A 20,834-nucleotide genomic window follows, 5' to 3' on the forward strand; every position below is an offset into this window, starting at 1 on the left:
CGCTGAGTAAGGCTGATCATAAAAAAGAAATAAGAGCTCTTTCCCAGCGCTTCATTTATACCGATTAGCTCCTGAAGTTTTCAGGATAAAGTATGACATCTATATAATTGAACCGAAATTCACTGCTTATAATGGAGAAATGGTTGCCTAAATAGGAAGAGGAGCAAAGCTTCTTACCAATCGGGAAGGCCTTTGTCGGGACGTTTGGTGGGTTTTTTGCGAGTTTGCTGAATATACTGCAATTCCGCATTATCCATCGCATCGAGGATTTGCTGGGCTTGCTGAGGCGAGATATTCATTTGTTGCAGCTTTTGCTTGAGTTCTTCCATGGCCTTTTCACGCTCGCTTAAGTCGCTGTCTAAATTGGAGTTCTGGTCGGAGGGATCCTGATCCTGAGATTTTTGACCCTTCTTTTCCTGCATTTCCTCAGAATTTTCGGCGCCATCTTCCTGAGTTTGCTCATCGCCTTCCCCGTCCTTGGACTCCTGGCTTTGCTGCTGCTCCTGGTCTTGCTGCTTTTGATCGCCTTGCTGCTGATCTTGCTGATCCTGCTTGTCTTGATCCTGCTGATCCTGATTTTTCTGATCTTCTTTTTGTTGCTGGTCTTGCTTCTCTTGTTCTTCCTCCAGCTTGTCTTTTAGCGCATTTAGCTTCGGATCCTGAGGGTATTTCTGTAAGCCTTCGGCCAAAGCCTGACCCATATTTCTATAGTCATTATGCACATAGTGCTTTGCCGCCTGATTAAAATAGCTATCCACAGTCTGCGCTGAAACTATGCTGCTGGTCCATAGCAGGGCCACAAGGGCTAAGCTGTACTTGATGACGGATTTATTGCTCATTGATTTCATTGATGTCTCCTAGGTTTTTGATAAACGACTGATAGTGAGAAACAGTTTCGTCTATTTCCAATGCCTTATTCATTAACTCAAAGGCCTCGCCAAATTTAAACTGATCGACAAGTTTGTCCGCCTCCGCTTTCATTCTTTTCGCGTAGTTGGATGGTTCCTGCTGGTCTTGTTCGTTTTGGTTTTCTTCTTGATTTTGGTCCTCGTTATTCTCCAGCCATCTGGCTAGTAATTCATAGTTATACCGAGCGATTTCATTCGTAGGATCTTTGATCAGGGCAGTTTTGAAGGCTTCCAAGGCCTCCTTATATTTCTTTTCACTGCCGAGCATCACCCCTTGTTGGTTAGCGGAGGAGGAGGCGATTAGTGGATTGGGGGAAGAAAGTAACTCTGTGAACTTTGTTTTGGCTTCTTCTTCCTGACCATTGAGCTGGTAGCTTAGTGCCAGATCATAAGCGGCTTCCTGACCTTCCAGCTCGTAATTGGTGATCAGGTCCAGGTGAGCGCGGACGGAGGCTTCATAATCGGCCTTTTTATAGGCTTCTTCCGCCTGATCCAGAGCACTGTTCTTCTTGCTGATCTGAGTCCAGGATGCTGGTAATAATAGCATTAGACCCAATATGACTTTGTTCATTCGTCTTTTCTGTTTTTGAATACTTAAATACTCAGGGTTCTCAGTGGCAAGATCATATCTAATATCGCCAGCCCTAATGCGGCAAGCAGAAAATAGAAATATTTGTTTGCCGAGGCTTCCACGGTTCGGGAACCCGTGATGGAACCTTCTATTTTCTCTATAGAAGTGATAAGCTGAGGGATTTCCTGCGCCTGATCACTGATTTCAAAGTACTGTCCATTGGTTTCATTTGCCACCCTCTTGAGCGTGCTGGTGCTCAGCTTACTGATCGCCGGGCTGCTGGAGGCATTATCCATGATGACTCCATTGCCTTTGGGAATTGTGCTTCCGCCTTCGGTACCTATCCCCAGGCTGAATACTTTGATTCCCTCTTCGCTCAGCTGGTCCAAGGTGCTATTAAGGTTTTCACCAAAGTTTTCACCATCACTGATGAGGATGATCGATTTTGATTTGGGGTCTTGATTTTCATCCGTTCTGAATTTTTTAAGAGCTAGCTCCAGGGGAGCTGCAATATCAGTACCATAATTGGGTACAAGGCCGGTATTCAACCCATCGAGATGCAGCTGAAGGACATTTTGGTCAAAAGTAAGGGGACATTGGATGAAGGCCTCAGAACTAAAGATGATTAAGCCTATACGATCGGAATCGAAATTCTTAATGAGGTTTTTCAACTCAAATTTAATTCGCTGAAGCCTGGAAGGACTGATGTCCGCTGCATTCATCGACTGAGATAAGTCAATCGCTATAAATATGTCCTTGCCTTCTTGCTTTATTTCTTTGAATCCTGTGCCCACCGATGGCCCTGCCATAGCGATCATAAACAAAATGAAGTAGGCGATCCGGAGGCCCATCTTCATGAGTAGCCGGTGCTTCTTGATTTTCAGTTGTTTATTGATCCGCCAGAAGCGGTACAGATAGATAAAGTACAGCCCACCAAAAACGATGGCTAGGATTACGAGTAATTTTACGTCAGGATATGCCCAAATCATGCCTTGAAATTAGGAATTTTAAATCAAAACGAAACAGACCGAGCTAAATTATTCATTGTAGAGAAAAATAGCAATAGGGTAATACCTTCTGGTTTTTTCTGATTTGATTTTTCAATATCTTAATCTAACTAATGGGAAGTATTGCAAACAAAATACCCATATTGCGGTTCCAAAAAGAATAAAAAGTAAGACAAACAGTGATTTAGGCCTTTATGAAGCAGGTTGTTTTGGTTTTGATAGGTATTCTTTGCTGGTTAGGGAATTCTCCCCTCGCCAGCGGCCAATCAAAGATCATTTCTGGACAAGTGGTGGACGTACTGACTGGTGCTGAGCTGCTTGGCGCTACCCTCTACTGGAAAGATCAGCCTTCCACCGCTGTGGTGAGCGATGATCAGGGGAGGTTCTCATTGCCATCTATTTCCGCCGTGGACAGCCTTGAGCTGAGCTATATCGGGTACCAAAAACAAATTATTTATGTGCCCGCCCATAGCTCAAGAGAGCTGCTTATCCGCATGATTCCTTCTGCTCAAGGCCTCGCGGAGTTTGTGGTGGAAGGAAAATCGCAGTTTGTTCATAGTCAATCCACAGATTTGGGGCGCAATATCATTGATGTGGAAAGACTTAAAAGTCTCCCTAGTTTATTTGGTGAGGTGGATGTGCTGCGAAGCCTGCAGCTGCTGCCAGGCATCCAGACTGCTGGAGAGGGCACCACCGGCCTTTTTGTACGAGGGGGAGCCGCAGATCAGAATCTAATTCAGCTGGATGGTGCTCCAGTCTATAATCCCTCTCATTTCTTTGGGTTTTTCTCGGTATTTAATCCGGATGCTCTGGAGCAGGTGGACCTCTATAAAGGGAATATTCCTGCGACCTTCGGTGGGCGAGCCTCCTCCGTGGTGGACATTACGATGAAGGAAGGCCGGCCCGATAGGCTCCACGCCGCAGGTGGAATAGGCAATATTAGTTCAAAAATCACCTTAGATGGCCCCTTATTCTCTGAAAAATCCTCCTTCCTGCTTACGGGACGAAGGACCTATGCCGATCTATTCCTAAAGCTGTCCAATGATGCCTCCATCAATAGCAATAAACTCTACTTCTATGATTTGGGTGCAAAATTCACCTTTAGGCCTTCTGATAGGGATAAATTATCCTTTTCCACTTATTTCGGAAGCGATTACCTGCAAGCAGGCAACCTTTTTGGCTTTGGCTGGAAAAACTGGGTGGGCTCAGCGGACTGGAAGCGTACGCTGCGGCCTGATTTATACTTAGACCTTAATGCTTACAGTTCGCGGTACCGCTACCAAGTGGAGGTCATGGACAATGACAATGGCTTCTTGTGGAACAACCTACTATCGGAAAGTGGGGTGAAAACTACATTGTCTTATATCCTTAATAGTGCTAATTCCTTCGAAGTGGGGATGAAAAGTCAGCTATTTCATTTCAGGCCCGTGGAGATGAGCACCCAGCCGGGGAGTTCGCTCGTACCTGTGGAAACCAATCCTGGGAATGCCTTATTGCAAAGTTTCTTTGTGTTGGGGGAATCAGAACTTGGCACTAAGCTAAAATTGGAGACGGGGTTGCGTTGGAGCCTTTTTGCCCGTGTGGGCCAAGGGGTGGAGTATCAATATGAGGATTCAGTTTACCCTTCTTCCCAGACGATCACCGATACCTTATATTTCTCGCGCTTGCAACTGATGAAATTTTACCAAGGCCTGGAGCCAAGGATTGCCATGCGCTATTCGATCAGCCCCTCCTTATCCCTAAAGGCTTCCTATAATCGTAACTATCAATATACCCAGGTCGCCACTAATAGCTCCGCAGGTCTGCCTATTGATCGCTGGGTGTTATCGGGGGAATATATACGTCCCTTACAAGCGGATCAGTTTTCCGCAGGCTTGTTTAAGGATATCAAGGGAGGCGTATGGGAGATGTCGGTGGAGACGTATTATAAGAAATACCAGCACCTGATAGACGTTCGGCAGGGGGGAGAGGTGTTATTTTCGGATCAGATAGAAGCAGAGGTGTTTGAAGGTAAGGGCTGGTCTTACGGTGCAGAATTGCTATTGCGCAAAAATACAGGCAGAACGACCGGCTGGCTGGGATATACTTATTCGAGGACTTTCCGTCAGGTGGCGGGGATTAGCCTTGGCCAGCCTTATGCCCCTCGCTATGATAGGCCTCACGATGTATCCTTGGTGCTTCAGCATGATTTTTCTAAGCGGCTCAGTGGCAATGCCACCTTTGTATATGCCACGGGGCAAGCGGTAAGTTATCCCGTGGGCTCCTATGTGGTTGATTTTCAGCAATTGCCTCTTTATCCTGAGGAAAGAAACGAGGATCGGTTTCCCGATTATCATCGCATGGATGTGTCGGTGACACTGAAGGATAAGGAGAAAGGGAAGCGCTGGAAGGGGAGCTGGAGCCTTAGTGTCTATAATATCTATGGCCGTAAGAACCCCTATTCTTATCAGTTTACTGATATTATAAATAATGATATCAATTTTACCTCCTCCTCTGGTGATCCGATTTATTCCAAGCGGCCTGGGGTGGTGATGACCTACTTGTTTACTTTTTTGCCTTCCATCTCTTATAATTTTGAATTTTGACGGCCATGAAGACCATTATAATGATAGTGATGATCCTGGGGCTAGTGTCCTGCCAGGAGGAGGTATATCTGGAGGTGGGAGAGGGTCCCGAGCTGCCCGTGATCGAGGGGATATGGACCAATAATAGTATCTATAATCAAGTCAGAGTTACCAGGACCAAAAACTATTATGATTCGGCGAGTTATAGGCCTATTGCTGATGCCAATGTTTATTTGATTTATGAAGAAAATGCACGGAAGATTAGATTTGAATATTCTGAGCAGACCAAAACGTATCTTCCGGTATTTAATGAGGAAGGGCGTCCGGGGAGGCGGTATTCCCTGCATGTGGAGATAGGGCAAAACCACTATCGATCCTCAGGAATCCTGCTCGAATCCCCTCAGATAGACAGCTTGTCCTATGTGTATAAGGAGGAAAGGGCCTTTCGCCCGAAGGGCTATTACCTCAAAGTTCACGGCAAAATCCCATTTGCGGAGGACAATTTCTATAGAATAAGGGTAAATCGCAATGATACCTTACTGACTGGGCGAAGTGATTATTTGCTGTTTGATGACACTTTTGGCACAGCGGCCTTTGAGAATGGCTTTGAGCTGGAGTCCATCCCTTTCCGAAAGGGGGACGAAGCACGGCTGTCTGTGTATCGGCTAAATGAAAGTGCTTATGATTACCTGCAAGGTATGTTGGGTTTATTATATAATGATGGCGGATTATTTACCCCGCCGCCCCAAAATCCCATCAGCAATATAGAATTGCTTGATGGGGACAGGCCTGCATTAGGGTATTTTATGGTGGGCTCGGTGAAGCATATTTCTCGGGTGATCGAGTAAAATATTCCGGGATTAGGTCTTGATTCGAGCAGGATGAAATTTTACTATTGCTAAGCTTCTTACGGTAAGGGACTGGAGCTGGGGAAAGGGCCTCGAAGCCATTATTTTAAATAGTGAAAATCTAAATTCGTAAAGGGCATATCGAATAAAATCGGATAAGAGGAGGCAGGTATATTGTAATATATAGGCGTATCATTGCTATTTTTTTGTATTTTTAACGACTTACTTCCATTTGAATTTGGAGAATGCCAATAGGAATACGCGGATATAATCGCTCATTTTTCTGCATATCAGTCATTTGGAAGTTAGGAAGAACAGCGAAAAACTTAAATTTATAGTTCTTGGACGAGCCTCAAAATAAATTTATAGACATACAAAAAGTTATTAAGGACAAGAATCCTGGGCTCAATCGTTGGATGCCGAGTTATGTGCTTAATTATATCCGTAAGATTGCGCATGAGGATCAGCTGAATGACATTATGGTTCGGAAAGGCCACCTATTTGGGTTGGATTTTGTGGATGCGATGATTGAGGAGTTTGGCCTTATTGTGGACCTTAAGGGGGCTGAGAATATCCCTATTCACGAGCCGGTGATATTTGCTTCCAACCATCCCCTGGGAGGGCTGGACGGCATAGTATTCATGCATGAGCTGGGAAAGCACCGCACAGATATGAGGTTTTTGGTGAATGATATTTTGATGAATATCAAAAACTTCGAACCATTGTTCATCCCTGTCAATAAGCATGGCAGCCATGGCCGTGCTGCTGCTAAACTGATAGAGGAGACCTACGCGGGCGAGATGGCTGTATTGGTATTTCCAGCGGGCTTGGTTTCCCGGAAGCAAAAAGGCGGAGTGAAGGATTTAGAATGGAAAAAGAGCTTTATTAGCAAGGCCAAAAAATACCAAAAACGAGTGGTGCCTGTTTATATTGAGGGGAATAACTCTCCTTTTTTTTATAATCTAGCGAGGATCAGGAAAGTTTTGGGGATAAAGGCAAATATTGAAATGATGTATTTGGCGGACGAAATGTTTGGCCAAAAGAATAAAAAAGTGACTATACATATAGGAAAACCAATATCTTACCAGTATTTTGATGAGGGAAAAAGTGAGAAGGACTGGGCAGAGGAGGTGAAAAATATGGTTTATTCCTTAGCCACAGAAAGTTAAAGTTTTTATGCAAGAGATAATAGCCCCAGTAGATAAGGACCTGTTGAAGCAAGAGCTTACTCAGGAGCGTTTCCTTAGACATACCAATAATGGAGACAATCATGTCTATCTGGTGAATCATCATAACGCCCCCAATGTCATGCAAGAAATTGGGAGGCTGAGAGAACTTACCTTCCGAGGTGCTGGAGGAGGTACGGGCTTACCACTGGATATCGATGAAAATGATACCTGCGAAAAATGCTACGATCAATTGGTCGCTTGGAACCCCGTGGAGGAAGAGATCATCGCAGGATACCGCCTGATCAAGTGCAGCACGGCAGGATTCAATAGCCACGGTGAGTTAAATCTCTCCACAGCCCATCTATTTAAGTTCACAGATAAGTTTAAGCAAGAGTACCTGCCTCATACCATTGAGCTGGGAAGATCGTTTGTGCAGCCAAAATACCAACCAAGAACAGATAATCGCAAGGGGATTTTTTCCCTAGATAATCTTTGGGATGGATTAGGTGCGGTGGTGGTGCTAAACCCCGATGTCAAATACCTCTTTGGAAAAGTCACCATGTATCCCCACTTCAATGCGGAAGCCAGGGATTTACTCCTTTATTTCATGAATTATTACTTCCCGGATGAGGAGCATTTGGTAGAACCTATTCAACGACTGGGCTATAAAACTGATATTTCGAAGTTTGAAGGGCTCTTCGATGGCCTGGATTATAAGGAAGGGTATAAGGAATTGAATTCCCGGGTGAGAGCTCTTGGAGAAAATATCCCTCCGCTCATCAATACCTATATGAACCTTTCTCCAAGCATGAAGACCTTCGGTACGGCTATGAATAATGAGTTTGGCGCGGTGGAGGAGACAGGGATTATGATTACGCTAACAGATATCTACGAAAGTAAAAAGCACAGGCATATCGAAACTTTTGAGCGTGATAAGCATTTCGAAGGAAAGGTGGAGGAATAAATGACTCACTGAGTCTGAATCGAGCCCATTTAACTGCTGCTGGTATCCGCAAGTTTGCGTAGCATGCCCCCAAAGATGGGCCCATGAAAGGGATAGACAGAATACCAATACAGCCTTCCCCAGATGCCTTTGGGCCGAAAAGTGGCCGTCTGGATCAAGCAGGAATCCTCTATCTTAAATTCCAGCCAAGCATCTCCAGGGACCTTCATTTCAGCATATAGCAGTAATCTCTTATCCTCTCTTTTGGCATATAATACCCGCCAAAAATCTACTGAATCCCCCGAATGGATTGTCCCGGGGTGGGTACGTCCACGACGCAGCCCCACGCCGCCGACCATCTTGTCCATAAACCCACGGATCTTCCACAGCCGGTTGCCATAGTACCATCCTGTACTTCCTCCAATTGCCCAGATGCGATTGAGTACTTTTTCCTCATCGACGATGGGCGTTTTTCGCTGGTCCACAAAACAGCCATGGGTGGGGATTTTGATATATTCAGAAAGATTGTTTTCAAACCGCCCACTAATCAGGGAGTCCTTCCAGCTGGATATCACCTCGTTGGATTCGATCTTGGTGAATGCCGCATCCAGGGATTGCTGATAGTTTAAGGGGGCTATCTGCAGGTTTTTCGCCAGTGGATTAGGTTGGCAGATTACCTCTACCGTCATACTATCCACGAGTGCGCTCGCCAATTTGTAGGAGGTGCTCGTCACGAAAAATAACCAATAGGAGGAGAGCTTTGGGGTCATCACCGGGACCGTCCATATGTGTCGGTTTAGCTCACGATTTTGGGCGTAGCCCAAAAGCATTTCCTTATAAGTCAATACATCTGGTCCTCCGATATCAAAATGAGAATCATAGGCGGATTCCTGAAAGAGGGATTTGCTGAGGAAGCTCATCACATCCCGAATGGCGATAGGCTGACAGCGTGTCTTGAGCCAGCGGGGAGCTATCATCAGCGGCAGTTTCTCCACCAGATCACGGATGATCTCAAAGGAGGCACTACCTGAGCCAATAATGATTCCCGCTCTCAGGGCAGTAAAATGATAGTCCCCTTTCCGGAGCTCATCTTCCACCACCTTTCGGCTGAGCAGATGCTTAGACAATACCTCATTATTGATGATTCCCCCAAGGTATATCACCTGCTGCACCTTGCTGCCTTCAAGACTCTTTCGGAAGTGCTGCGCAGATTTTTTTTCCATTTCTGAGAAATCATCCGCTCCTGACATGGAGTGAATTAAATAATAGGCAGCATCAATATCCTTAGGGATATTAGCAAGGGTTTCTTCCTTCAAAAAATCTACTTCTACCACGCTGATATGCTCCGTGAGGGAGCTAGGAGGCTCAAATCGGTTTTGGTCTCTGACACAGCATACCACTTGATGCCCCATCCTTACCAACTGAGGAAGTAACCTTTTACCTATATACCCTGTAGCACCCGTTAATAAAATTTTCACGACAGTTGATCTTTTACTTCCTAACCGTCTATCTCCCAAAAAGTTTAGAACTAGCACAGGATATACCTTTGTAATAGGGTATATACTGTGCGTAAGGGGTTTTATCCGTGAGAGATGGTGATCCCCAGAAGTTTGTAAAATTCATTTAGCATGGCAGGGTGACCTGGCCAGGCTGGGGAGGTGACGAGGTTTCCGTCCACCACTGCTTCATCCACAGAGACATTCTCCCAGGTGCCACCAGCCAGTTCTATATCTGGCCCCACCGCCATATAGGCCGTGAGTGACCTGCCTTTGAGCACGCCCGCGGTGGTGAGTATCTGGATGCCATGGCATACCGCCAGGACGGGTTTGTTCTTATCGAAGAAATGACGTGTGATTTCAATGACGCGTTGGTTTAGCCGTATGTACTCGGGAGCTCTTCCGCCCGGCAGATATAAAGCATCGTAAGCTTCAGGATCTACCTTATTATAGTCCACATTGATTTCAAAATTATGCCCACGCAGCTCCGTATAAGTCTGATCGCCAACGAAGTCATGAATAGCGGTAGGGATGATGTCCCCCTTATTTCTGCTAGGTGCCATGACATCCACTTCCAATCCAATGGAAAGCATTGCCTGATAAGGAACCATCAGTTCATAGTCCTCTACATAGTCACCTGCGATTATTAGAATTTTCTTAGCCATTAGTATTTATTGTTTAGCATTCTGTGTAGAATTTAAGTAAATATTACCAAGAATGGAAATTTTTGACCAATGATGTTTGGTGCTGTCCCGTAGAAAATGATTTGGTTTATATAAAAAATCATTTTTCTTTTAGGTAATTATTTAAAATATTGATTATTTATTATAGTCTTTTTATTAAATTTGTTTAAACGGCTCATTATAGAATTTTCAGTAACTTTAGGACTTTCATCCCAATGCCAATTGATGCCTTACTGAACAGAGTGTTACCTTAGAAGAAGGAAATATAGTTGTTTCGTTATTATCGTTTTTTATACATGAAAATGCAAGTTTTATGACCATTAAGCCTCTATTAGGCTTTCTTTTGACCTTATTATCCTATTCGGTATTTGGTCAAGGGGAAAAGCCCTATAATGTTTTATTTATAATTTCAGATGACCTTACTGCCAATGCGGTCAGTTGTTATGGAAATCCTTTAAAAATTACTCCAAATATTGATAAGCTAGCGACCGAGGGGATGCGCTTTGATCGGGCTTACAGTCAGTTCCCTATTTGTGGACCCAGCAGGGCCTCTTTTATGTCGGGGTACTATCCTCATGCCACGGGGACTTTTGGGTACACCAGTGGACGAGAGCATATAGGTCCGGATAAAGTGACCTGGTCCCAGTTATTCAAAAATAACGGATATTATACCGCAAGGGTAAGTAAAATTTACCATATGGGCGTTCCCATCGATATTGAGAAAGGCTCAGATGGAGCGGATGATGAGGCTTCCTGGATGGAGCGATTCAACAGCCAAGGCCCTGAATGGCAAGCCGAAGGAGAGGCCGAATTGGTGCAAAACAATCCATATGGAGAACTGGAGCGGAAAGGTGGAAATGTGATGACCATCGTCAAAGCCGATGGGGATGACCTGGTACATTCTGATGGCAGGACTGCCGAAAAAGCTTCCCAATTGATTAAAGAGCATAAAGATAAGCCCTTCTTTTTGGCCGTAGGCTTAGTAAGGCCTCATGTGCCTTTTGTGGCTCCTGCCAACTATTTTGAGGCATACCCTTACCAGGAAATGATCCTTCCTCCTAAGGTAATGGGAGACTGGAATGATATCCCTGCCAATGGCATCAACTATGTCACTTCGGTGAATGCGCAGATGTCCGAAGATCAGGAAAAAAAGGCCATCGCTGGATATTATGCCTCTGTGGCCTATATGGATGCTCAGGTAGGAAAGGTGCTTGCTACGCTGAAAGAAGAAGGACTGGAAGATAATACGATTGTCATCTTCACCTCAGACCATGGATTCCATCTGGGGCAGCATGACTTTTGGATGAAAGTAAGCTTGCATGAGGAATCGGTAAAGGTTCCTTTGATCATCAAAGTTCCAGGCCAACAAGCCGCAGTAACTTCCTCCTTTGCGGAGCTAATAGACCTATACCCGACCATTGCCGAGCTGGCTGGACTTTCCTTGCCCAATCAAATCCAAGGCAAGAGCTTAGTGCCGATCATCGAAAACCCCAAAGCACAGATTAGAGAAGCTGCGTTTTCGGTGTCCAAATGGAGAGGTCAAGAGTTTTTCTTATTGCGAAGTGATCAGTGGGCGTTTATCCAATATAAGGAAGATGCCAGTGGAGGAATGGAGCTTTTTGATATGAAAAACGATCCTCAGCAATTCAATAACCTTGCAGGAAACCCTCAATATGCTAAAGTAGTGGAAGGATTTCAGGAGCAACTGGCAAAGAAACTAATGGAGGTCCGTACCAATGATTTAGGAATATCCTATAGCCAGGAATAGCCTTATGAGCTTGGATAAAAGTGATTTAGAACAATAAATTTATATACTTAAATACAAGGATCATGTTCAGGATTTTACTGTGGTCGGTTTTAGCAATATCAGCTTTTGCATGTGCAAAACCTGAGGAACAAAAACCACCCAATATTGTCATCATCATTTCTGATGATCACACACGACAGGCCATCAGCGCTTATGGAAGCACGATAGCGAAGACCCCAAATATTGACCGTATCGCGCAGGAAGGTGTCTTATTCACCAATGCTTATGTGACCAACTCCATTTGCGGCCCCAGCCGGGCGGTATTGCTAACCGGCAAATACAGTCATAAGAATGGTTTCAAAAGAAACTCCGATAGTAAATTTGAAAGTGATCAAGATCAGTTCGTAAAGCACTTGCAGGCAGCAGGCTACCAAACGGCATGGATCGGGAAATACCATTTGGGCGAAGACCCACAGGGATTTGATCATTACGAAATTCTCCCCGGCCAAGGCTTCTATTATAACCCCGACTTCATCGTCAAAGGTGAAGGAAAGGTAAATAGAGAGGGATATGTAAGTGATCTGGTAGAAGATGCGGCAGAAAATTGGTTGGACAATAGGGATATGGATAAGCCGTTTGCCGTTGTGATCGGCCATAAAGCCACACACCGCACCTGGCTGCCGGATTTCCAGGACCTGGATCGATTTGAAGAGGTAAACTATCCGCTTCCTGACAATTTCTATGATGACTATGCCGGTCGTCAAGCGGCGATGGAACAGGATATGACCATCGACAAAACCATGATCATGGCTTATGATCTGAAGATGTATCCGGATGATTCTAAGGACAATAATATTGTCCGTATGACCCCGGAGCAACGGGCTATTTTTGATGCTCATTATAAGCCAATCCATGAGGAGCTCAATGCGCTGGACCTAAAAGGAAAAGAGCTGGTGGAATGGAAATATCAGCGATATATGAGAGATTATCTTGCGACAGCAGAGTCTATGGATAGAAATATTGGAAGAACGCTGGACTACCTAGAAGCCCATGGATTGGATGAAAATACCATTGTCATCTACCTGTCGGATCAAGGATTCTATATGGGCGAGCATGGTTGGTTTGACAAGCGATTCATGTATGAGGAGTCTTTTAGCACACCTATGATGATGAGATACCCGGGAGTAGTGGAGCCAGGGACCAAATCGGATGCACTGGTTATGAATCTGGACATCGCACCAACCCTGCTGGAGGCTGCTCAAGTGAAGGTTCCTGAAGATATGCAAGGAGCCTCTATGCTGCCAGTACTTACCGGCAAGGATAAGGAAGGCCGAAAAGTGCTCTATTATCATTATTATGAGGTAGGTGAGCATAGCGTATCCCCTCATTTCGGCATTAGAATGGGACAGTATAAGATTATTAGATTCTATAACCAAGTCGAAGGTTGGGAATTATTTGACCTGGAAAAGGATCCCAAAGAGATGAAGAATGTATATGGTGAAGAAGCTTATGCTAAAGTCCAAGAGGAAATGAAAGTGAAACTTCTGGAGACTATCAAGAAGTATGAGGATCCGGATGCAGAGAAGATCTTCCATCAAAAGCTGGAAAGTCCGGTGATCGAGAAAAAATAATTACTAAAGATATCAGCCTTCAATAGGTCGTAATGACCAAAATTGAGGGTTGGAATTAAAAAAAAAGTACTGATTAGCCCTTTTAGTGGTTTTCAGTACTTTTTTTGCTTTATAGCCCGCGGAAGTAGGTAATCTTATGAAGGAAGACGAGGCTGGAGCAATATATTGAGTGGAGGAGGAGGGGAGATGGTGCTGGAAAATAGTAGAGGGGTAGATAGATGAGCTGAGACAAGGAGTGAGGGATTTTGTTTAAATCGATAATTCATTGGAGAAAAGAATAGAAGAAAATAGCTAACTTTCTGAAAAATAATTAATTGGTATATGCGGAAATTCATTTTTGGGCTTGTGGTAGGTTTTTTGGTAATTTGGGGCTTTCGCTGGTTTGCTGAAAAGCGCGAAGAGGCAGCCACCCTTGAGGAGAGCACCGCATTGATCCAGAAGGAGGTAAATAATGTGCGGAAGTTGATCGTTACAGAGGGTCATTTTTCGCAGGTTTTTAATTATAAGCAAACAGAAAGAATATTTGGAAATCTCTGGACCACGGAGAAAAAAGCCTTGGTGGTGGTCAATGCAGAGGTGCAGGTGGCCTTTGACCTGGGGCAAGTTTCCTTCCAGCTTGATGCCGATAATAAAACACTTTTTATAACCAGCATCCCTCCGCCAGAAATCAAAATATTCCCCGATTTACAGTTTTACGATGTGGCAGGAGATTATTTTAACCCCTTTGGGGCAGCCGACTTCAACCGCATCAAAAGTAAGGTGAATGCGTCTATAAATCAGAAAATAGAGAAATCAGAGATCAAGCAAAATGCAGAAACGCGGCTTATTGCCGAGCTGGCAAGATTCTATGTCCTGACCAACTCGCTTGGCTGGAAGCTGGTGTACGAAAATACAGAAATCCTTAGCGAAAACGACCTCAAAGTTTTGGAGCTGGATTAGTCTCCTCCGTTTTCCACTAGTACGGATTTCATGTTACTGCTTGATCAAATTTTGTTCTGTATCTATTCTGACCGTTTTCCTAATGTCTATTTTGACTTGGTTTTTTCGACTGAGTTTTACCCTGGCAGGTTAAAAACAAAATAATATTCAGAAAAGAATATCATGCTCTTTTCTTTGAGTAATCCTGCGATTTTGATGCTTTTACTGCTCTATATTCCATTTTTTTAATTGATGGAGTAGGTTATAGTGACTTTATAAGAGATTTAATCCATAAAATATCAAATGTTTACCCTTCAATAGTTTTAATAATTTCTTCAAAACGAAATAGTTTGAAGGTTTTTTGTTTTGATTGGTTATTATTATGGTTATTTTTAAGCATGGAGAAAATCAATATAAGAAGAGCATTTTATAGCCCATGGTGCATGGGCCTGGTTTTGGCCACTTCGCTGTGGTCCTGTAATTCGGCGCAAAAAGTGGCGGAGGAAAAACCTACTAAGCCGAATATTATATATATCTATGCCGATGACCTAGGCTACGGGGAACTGGGGGTATATGGTCAGTCGAAAATCAAAACGCCTCATTTGGATCAGATGGCTAAAGAGGGGATTGTTTTTACCAATCATTATTCCTCATCGCCTGTTTGTGCTCCAGCTAGGTGTGGGCTATTGACGGGCAAGCATACCGGAAAAGGGTATATTCGTGGAAATCTTCCTGTCCTTCCTGCTAGTTTTAGCGATGAGGTGGAGAATGGCCAACAGCCTATTCCAGAGACTAGTTTTACCTTAGGTCACCTTATGCAGCAAGCTGGATATAAAACCGCGGCTATTGGTAAATGGGGGCTTGGGATGACTGGAAATGTTGGAGCTCCAAATAAGCAAGGCTTTGACTACTTCTATGGATACCTTGACCAGCGTCAGGCGCATAATTTTTACCCTACTCATTTGTGGGAAAATACCGAATGGGACAGTTTATCCAATCCTTATATCTTCGTACATACTCCATCCGCTAGTGGAAGCAAAGGCAATGCTCAGGCTTTGGGAGATTTCAAATTGAGGGATCTTAAATATGGAGATGAGGGCTACTTTGATGCCTATCAGGGCGAGGAGTATTCTATAGATAAAATGACCGAAAAGGCCACCAAATTTATTAAGGAAAATAAGGATGAGCCATTTTTCCTTTATTTACCCTATACCATTCCCCATGTATCTTTGCAGGTGCCTGATGAAGCCCTGGAGCAGTATCTGGGGCAGTTTGAAGAGGAGCCATATCTGGGGCAACAAGGCTATGCTCCGCATGAATTTCCTAAAAGTGCTTATGCTGCCATGATCTCTTATTTGGATCAGGAAGTGGGTAAGGTTTTCGCTTTATTAGAAGATTTAGGATTGGACGAAAATACACTAGTGATATTCTCAAGTGACAATGGTCCCACTTTCAATGGAGGCGTGGATGCTGTTTATTTTGAAAGTACTGCAGGGCTTAGAGGTTTGAAGATGGACCTATATGAAGGAGGAATCAGGATGCCAATGATCGCCAGATGGCCGGGAAAAGTGGCCCCTGGAAGTACCACCGATCATATTTCTGTACAATATGATGTGATGGCTACTCTAGCCGACCTTACGGAGCAGCAGGTGAAAGGACAAACTGACGGACTCTCTTTTTTACCTGCCATGCTGCAGGAAGAAGACCAGCCAAATCATGAATTTTTATATTTTGAATACCCCGAAAAAGGTGGCCAACTGGCTGTGAGAATGGGCAAGTGGAAAGGCGTGAAGACAGACTTGAAGAAAAACCCTGGTAAAGAATGGGAGCTATTTGACCTGGATGCGGATCCTGCCGAGCAAATGGATCTCGCCTCCAAGAACCCTGAAGTGATCAAACAGCTGGATGATATTGTGAAAAGAGAACATGAATCCCCTGCTTTTGACCAGTGGAATTTTGTGGACAAGATGCTGGAGTCTAAGATGAATTAATCCCTTCGATTTACGACTTATTTAGCACTTATTTATGGCATATTATTTTAGCTTAATCCCCGTGATTATTTGCTAAAATAATATGCCTTGTCCTTTGCTCACTATTTTTTTATTATACTTACCCTCATAATGATTGCTGCGGAAGGTCTCTGGCTTGGGGAAATAACTTCATTAGCTATAAAATGGCAATGAACATTCGGTGGAAATTGCAATAAGGACGGCGAGCTTGGCTTAGTCACCTTCTTAGATGGGCTTTATGCCATTAGGAATTAAACCTGATCTATTTCAGCATATCCGTTTTATGAGGTACATAAATTACTTAGGGAATCATCAATTATATAATCATAAACTATGAAATCATTTTTCGTAAGGCTGTTTGTATTGGCTGTATTATCATTCGATTCGGTGAATCTATGGGCGCAGGAGCTGCAATGGCATGATCCATTAGCCACTGATGGGGTCTTAGAAGGCAGAGGTTGGGAGGATATCGGATATAATAGACTTCCTGATGATGCCCAGGCCAAGGTAAGGGAGCCCGTCTGGAATCTATCTAGGGATGCTACGGGTCTGCTGTTAAGGTTTACCACTGACGCGGATCAGGTACAAGTGACTTTTGTGCCCGGTAAGAAGCTATCCATGCCTCATATGCCCACCACCGGGGTGTCAGGGCTGGACCTATACTCCCGTGCCGCCGATGGTGAGTGGCTATGGGTAAGGGGCCGTTATGATTTTTCAGAAGAGAAAATTGCTTATTCTTTCCTTACACCCAATAGTACTGGGGAGGAGCGAGAATACCAGCTGTATTTGCCCTTATATAATAGTGTCAGTGACCTGAAGATAGGCATGGCCAGTTCGGCGAAATTTACCTTCCTGCCTAAAAGGCCGGAAAACCCTATCGTCATTTATGGTACTTCCATTGCCCAAGGCGCCTGTGCTTCTCGAGCTGGAATGTCCTGGCCTAATATCCTTGGAAGATCGCTCGATAAACCCTTGATAAACCTGGCATTTTCTGGCAATGGTAGGATGGAGCCCGAACTCATAGAATACATAGAGACCTTGAAGGCTAGCGTTTATGTATTGGATTGCTTGCCAAACTTAGGCCCAGGAGGGGGATTCACTGAGGAAATCGTGCGGGAAAGAATTACACATGCTATTCAGGCTCTAAAGGCTGCCCAACCCGACACCCCAATATTGCTTGTGGAGCATGATGGTTACTCTGATGGGGGCATCGATTCAGCTCGGAAGGAGATTTATACCAACCTAAATTTATGGACCAAGGCAATTTTTGAAGACTTGATAGCTGAGGGCATTGAGGATCTGTATCTCATGACCCGTGAGGATATTGGCTTAGGTATGGATGACTATGTAGATGGTACTCATCCCACAGACCTGGGGATGCAGCGCTATGCGGATGCCTATATTAAGCATTTGACTAAGATTCTTGATTAGTCTTCCTTGGAAGTGAAGCAGGTATATAAGTCTCCATGACGAAATAACTTATAGTGGATTATAAAAATAATAAGCCAAGCCGGACTAGCAAATATTGCTTATTCGGCTTGGCTTTTTTGGTGTTATGATTAGCTCATCATTAGCGTGCCTTTCGGGGATTTGGAGGATTTTATTCCTTTTTTCTCCTTTATTTTCCCTGAATCAGCGTCTTTGATACGAATGGTATAACTTCCGGCATCAAATACTTTAGGGGTAAAGGTATTTCCCTTGATCGATAGAAAGTACAGGCTTTGACCAGTTTTTTCTTCTATAATTTCGACAATGGGGTTATTCATCCCATTGACTTTTATTTCGGGCAACCAAGCTTTGGCGGATTTACCAAAGTTATCTTCCTGGCTAATGGTAATAGGCCAGCCAGCATATTGCCCATCGGGCTTCTCTGCGGGGTTGACATATTTTGGCCAGCACTCGGTGGTGATGGTCCTAGTATTGGAGTCAAAGGTAACGATCCCATATCCTGTGGCTCTATCATAAACCACGGCTGGCTCAATTCCGGTGAGCCTCGGGTTTGCGATGGCTTTGACGGTCATTTTATTTCCAAACCCATCTTCATAGTTTCCGGTATAGACTGGGTTTTGATCCGAATAATCTTGCGGATTGTCCACAGGTGGCCACCATCTACGGGGCCAGATATTATTCAGGGCAGGACCTGCAAAGGCAAATCCCCCATCTCCAAAATCATCCACTCCATATTTGGTAAAGCTAGCAAGGTGCTGATCGCCGGCGATGTGGAAGGCAAAGCATTTACGTATTTTTTCCACGGCCTGATCTCTTCCCACTTGAGGCCAGCCATTGCTGTCCATATCTCCTTTAATCTGATCCCCAAGGACATATTCCCCAGGCTTAGGAATGGTCATGCTTGGGACCACGGAGTCATCCATGGCTTCGGCGGGTAAGGTGGCCACAGTATTGAAGATCGTTTGGGTGAGCAGGGCTTTCATCTTTGCCCCTCCAGACCAGTCCGCTGCCCAATGGTCGAGAAAATCCAGTTGGCGGTCTCCCAGTAGGTCAGCTTGAACGCGGTGCTTTTTGATGTCAAAATCCGGGTTTTTGATCCATCCATTCCATATATCCGCCTCTTCAGGCAGTACATGCTTAGGGGCAGATTTCCATTTTCGGTCTTCCAATATTGCGAAGCTTATCCCTCCATACAGCCAATCAGTATAATATACTTCTATACCATTCTTTACTGGTGTAGGATCATAAGGGTCAGGAAGGTGGCTGGTTTGGCATTTTTGGACCATATTTACCCATCGCGGTTCCATTTTATATCCTCCGGAGTCCTGAGCCGGAGCGCCCCAGCCATTGGTGATGTCGGCCGCTTTGCCAGCTTCTCCCCAGATATTGCCATGATAGACATCATGATCATCAGGGATAATAGCGCAGGGGATATGTCTAAATATCTCACGGTAGGACCAACCAAACATCATCCACTTGCGCAGATAATCCAGGGCAGCCTTATCCATGGGGGAAGTCTGAATGCCAAAACCTCCCGTGCTTTCATAAAATTGATCTCCAAGAAATAGGGCCAAATCCGGGCGATGCTCATTGACGTAAGGCGCCACTTCCATATCCGGAAAGCCGTAGTCACAGTTGCAACTAAAAACCGCCGCTTTGACCTTCGAGGCTTGCTGTGGCTGAGCCATAATGCTGCCTTCATAATAATATTCACGGCTGTCTCCCGCCTCTTTCAAGGGAAGGTGCAAGCTGATTCGGTAAGCCTTAGGTTCGGTAAAAGGCCAGTTTTCATGTCTGAAATGTACTGTTCTGGACATGGGGTCTATGGTGCTTTCTCCCATTGCTTTCCATTCTAAGCCTTCCTTTACCTCCAAGCTTACTTTATGTCCTTTTATTTGCTCCACGGGGCATAGCTGCGCAGTGAGTTTTAGGATGTTCTTATGAATGGTGTATTGCGCAAAACAGATTGGGCCGTATTCGTGCTCACTGCAGGAGTGGAGCCGTGATCCTTCAATTTTCCACTCAGAAAAAGTGGCAGAAGAAGCTGATTCATCTTCCTTGCCCTTAGCGATATGAGATACCAAGCCAATATTTCCTGATATATCAAGGTGATTGAGCTCCCTGGTTTCTCCCGTTGCGAGGATTTCTCCAGTTGTAGATTGAAGGCTTACTTTAAGTTTGGATTTGCTATTCAATTCTTCGAGACTGATCGAGAGCTTGACCTCTTGCGGAATAGTGGCATTTATAGGTATCAGCGTATCGTCTATTAGAAGATTGCCGGCGCTGGTCAGTCCAATATCGAGGCCACGACCATGAACTGCTGCGGACCGATAGTCGTTAAATTTACCTTTGATGCCCAGCCGGACCCCAGCATAGCTCTGGTCTGAGCTGCTGACAGCAGTATCTATATGGAGGGATACCTCTGTATGAAATGAGCCAGAAGCTTCTTTGACTTGGGTGGTGAGACAGTGCAGGCTGCGGTTTTGTCCCTGGACCTGGCATACGACCTTGCCCTCTCGTATATTCCAGTCCTGAAGGCGGTTGCCCCAATATTCAGATCCTACCCATTCCATGTCGGGCCAGGTCTGCCAGTCACTCTCAAAATGCAGAGAGGTGCTTTTTTCCAGTTGCTTCTCCTTAATTTGAAATTGAGCTAGTAATCCTGTATTGGGAACCAAGGCACCCAGTGCCATGATCTTAAGTGATTTTCTTCTTTTCATTCTTTAAGCTTCGAATAGTAAATGGCTCATCATGTCCCCAAAAAGCGACAGAACAATTAAGGGATAAAATCTGAAAAAAGAAAGGGATTTGAAGATTTAAAACTCATTTTATAAACGAAATGAAAGGTTTTAAAAAGTGGTGATTTGCGAAATAGAGGTGGAAATAAAATA

At 44.4% G+C, this 20,834-nt stretch carries 15 protein-coding genes; 9 read left to right on the plus strand and 6 right to left on the minus strand.

The features are described 5' to 3' along the window. Positions 1–173: 173 nt before the first annotated feature. Genes B050_RS0115160 through B050_RS0115170 form a run of 3 tightly spaced genes read right to left on the minus strand, consistent with a single transcriptional unit; the run spans position 174 to position 2,468 of the window. Positions 174–848, minus strand: a complete 675-nt coding sequence (locus B050_RS0115160) for a hypothetical protein (protein ID WP_052308755.1) — start codon at positions 846–848, stop codon at positions 174–176. Continuing rightward, complete coding sequence (locus B050_RS0115165) at positions 829–1,479, minus strand: tetratricopeptide repeat domain protein (RefSeq protein WP_044202631.1); 651 nt, start codon at positions 1,477–1,479, stop codon at positions 829–831. Before B050_RS0115165 ends, B050_RS0115160 begins: the two co-directional genes overlap by 20 nt. 23 nt (positions 1,480–1,502) lie before the next feature. Next, positions 1,503–2,468, minus strand: coding sequence for a vWA domain-containing protein (locus B050_RS0115170; protein ID WP_018474793.1), 966 nt, complete (start codon positions 2,466–2,468; stop codon positions 1,503–1,505). A gap of 212 nt (positions 2,469–2,680) precedes the next feature. Between B050_RS0115170 and B050_RS0115175 the strand changes: the two genes are divergently transcribed. From B050_RS0115175 to B050_RS0115190, 4 genes are all read left to right on the plus strand, one after another. Next, positions 2,681–5,071, plus strand: coding sequence for a TonB-dependent receptor (locus tag B050_RS0115175; RefSeq protein WP_018474794.1), 2,391 nt, complete (start codon positions 2,681–2,683; stop codon positions 5,069–5,071). A gap of 5 nt (positions 5,072–5,076) precedes the next feature. Next, the gene (locus B050_RS0115180; RefSeq protein WP_044202706.1) at positions 5,077–5,898 is read left to right on the plus strand and encodes a DUF4249 domain-containing protein; all 822 of its coding nucleotides are present in this window, start codon (positions 5,077–5,079) and stop codon (positions 5,896–5,898) included. 341 nt (positions 5,899–6,239) lie between these two features. Beyond that, positions 6,240–7,067, plus strand: coding sequence for a 1-acyl-sn-glycerol-3-phosphate acyltransferase (locus tag B050_RS0115185; protein ID WP_026235928.1), 828 nt, complete (start codon positions 6,240–6,242; stop codon positions 7,065–7,067). A gap of 7 nt (positions 7,068–7,074) precedes the next feature. Next, on the plus strand, positions 7,075–8,031 hold the full coding sequence (locus B050_RS0115190) for a GNAT family N-acetyltransferase (RefSeq protein ID WP_018474797.1): 957 nt from the start codon (positions 7,075–7,077) through the stop codon (positions 8,029–8,031). A gap of 29 nt (positions 8,032–8,060) precedes the next feature. Here B050_RS0115190 and B050_RS0115195 read toward each other — a convergent pair whose 3' ends face one another. Both B050_RS0115195 and B050_RS0115200 read right to left on the minus strand, forming a co-directional pair. Further along, positions 8,061–9,488, minus strand: coding sequence for an SDR family oxidoreductase (locus tag B050_RS0115195; protein WP_044202634.1), 1,428 nt, complete (start codon positions 9,486–9,488; stop codon positions 8,061–8,063). Positions 9,489–9,589: 101 nt separating this feature from the next. Next, on the minus strand, positions 9,590–10,171 hold the full coding sequence (locus B050_RS0115200) for a DJ-1/PfpI family protein (protein ID WP_018474799.1): 582 nt from the start codon (positions 10,169–10,171) through the stop codon (positions 9,590–9,592). Positions 10,172–10,502: 331 nt separating this feature from the next. On the opposite strand from B050_RS0115200, the gene B050_RS0115205 reads away from it, so the two are divergent. The 5 genes from B050_RS0115205 to B050_RS0115225 all read left to right on the plus strand — a co-directional run bounded on the left by B050_RS0115205 (position 10,503) and on the right by B050_RS0115225 (position 17,925). Next, complete coding sequence (locus B050_RS0115205) at positions 10,503–11,957, plus strand: sulfatase (protein ID WP_018474800.1); 1,455 nt, start codon at positions 10,503–10,505, stop codon at positions 11,955–11,957. A gap of 62 nt (positions 11,958–12,019) precedes the next feature. After that, positions 12,020–13,567 carry a sulfatase family protein gene (locus B050_RS0115210; protein ID WP_018474801.1) on the plus strand — a complete coding sequence of 516 codons (1,548 nt, stop codon included), beginning with the start codon at positions 12,020–12,022 and terminating at the stop codon, positions 13,565–13,567. A 321-nt stretch (positions 13,568–13,888) separates the two neighbouring features. Then, positions 13,889–14,506 (plus strand): DUF4230 domain-containing protein, encoded by a 618-nt coding sequence (locus B050_RS0115215; protein WP_018474802.1) that lies wholly within the window; start codon positions 13,889–13,891, stop codon positions 14,504–14,506. Positions 14,507–14,883: 377 nt separating this feature from the next. Continuing rightward, positions 14,884–16,476 carry an arylsulfatase gene (locus B050_RS0115220; RefSeq protein ID WP_018474803.1) on the plus strand — a complete coding sequence of 531 codons (1,593 nt, stop codon included), beginning with the start codon at positions 14,884–14,886 and terminating at the stop codon, positions 16,474–16,476. Positions 16,477–16,827: 351 nt separating this feature from the next. Continuing rightward, a complete protein-coding gene (locus B050_RS0115225) occupies positions 16,828–17,925 on the plus strand; it encodes an SGNH/GDSL hydrolase family protein (protein WP_018474804.1) in 1,098 nt (365 codons plus the stop codon). 128 nt (positions 17,926–18,053) lie between these two features. Here the strand turns inward: B050_RS0115225 and B050_RS0115230 are convergent, their stop codons facing one another. Next, positions 18,054–20,663, minus strand: coding sequence for a hypothetical protein (locus B050_RS0115230; RefSeq protein WP_018474805.1), 2,610 nt, complete (start codon positions 20,661–20,663; stop codon positions 18,054–18,056). Positions 20,664–20,834: the final 171 nt, after the last annotated feature.

The organism is Echinicola pacifica DSM 19836 (genome assembly GCF_000373245.1).
Lineage (GTDB): Bacteria > Bacteroidota > Bacteroidia > Cytophagales > Cyclobacteriaceae > Echinicola > Echinicola pacifica.

Coding starts and splice junctions, on each gene's coding strand:
- B050_RS0115165 (WP_044202631.1), bottom strand. CDS start 1,479: ATGAACAAAGTCATATTGGGTCTAATGCTATTATTACCAGCATCCTGG.
- B050_RS0115215 (WP_018474802.1), top strand. CDS start 13,889: ATGCGGAAATTCATTTTTGGGCTTGTGGTAGGTTTTTTGGTAATTTGG.
- B050_RS0115220 (WP_018474803.1), top strand. CDS start 14,884: ATGGAGAAAATCAATATAAGAAGAGCATTTTATAGCCCATGGTGCATG.
- B050_RS0115170 (WP_018474793.1), bottom strand. CDS start 2,468: ATGATTTGGGCATATCCTGACGTAAAATTACTCGTAATCCTAGCCATC.
- B050_RS0115160 (WP_052308755.1), bottom strand. CDS start 848: ATGAAATCAATGAGCAATAAATCCGTCATCAAGTACAGCTTAGCCCTT.
- B050_RS0115225 (WP_018474804.1), top strand. CDS start 16,828: ATGAAATCATTTTTCGTAAGGCTGTTTGTATTGGCTGTATTATCATTC.
- B050_RS0115210 (WP_018474801.1), top strand. CDS start 12,020: ATGTTCAGGATTTTACTGTGGTCGGTTTTAGCAATATCAGCTTTTGCA.
- B050_RS0115180 (WP_044202706.1), top strand. CDS start 5,077: ATGAAGACCATTATAATGATAGTGATGATCCTGGGGCTAGTGTCCTGC.
- B050_RS0115190 (WP_018474797.1), top strand. CDS start 7,075: ATGCAAGAGATAATAGCCCCAGTAGATAAGGACCTGTTGAAGCAAGAG.
- B050_RS0115175 (WP_018474794.1), top strand. CDS start 2,681: ATGAAGCAGGTTGTTTTGGTTTTGATAGGTATTCTTTGCTGGTTAGGG.
- B050_RS0115205 (WP_018474800.1), top strand. CDS start 10,503: ATGACCATTAAGCCTCTATTAGGCTTTCTTTTGACCTTATTATCCTAT.
- B050_RS0115230 (WP_018474805.1), bottom strand. CDS start 20,663: ATGAAAAGAAGAAAATCACTTAAGATCATGGCACTGGGTGCCTTGGTT.
- B050_RS0115200 (WP_018474799.1), bottom strand. CDS start 10,171: ATGGCTAAGAAAATTCTAATAATCGCAGGTGACTATGTAGAGGACTAT.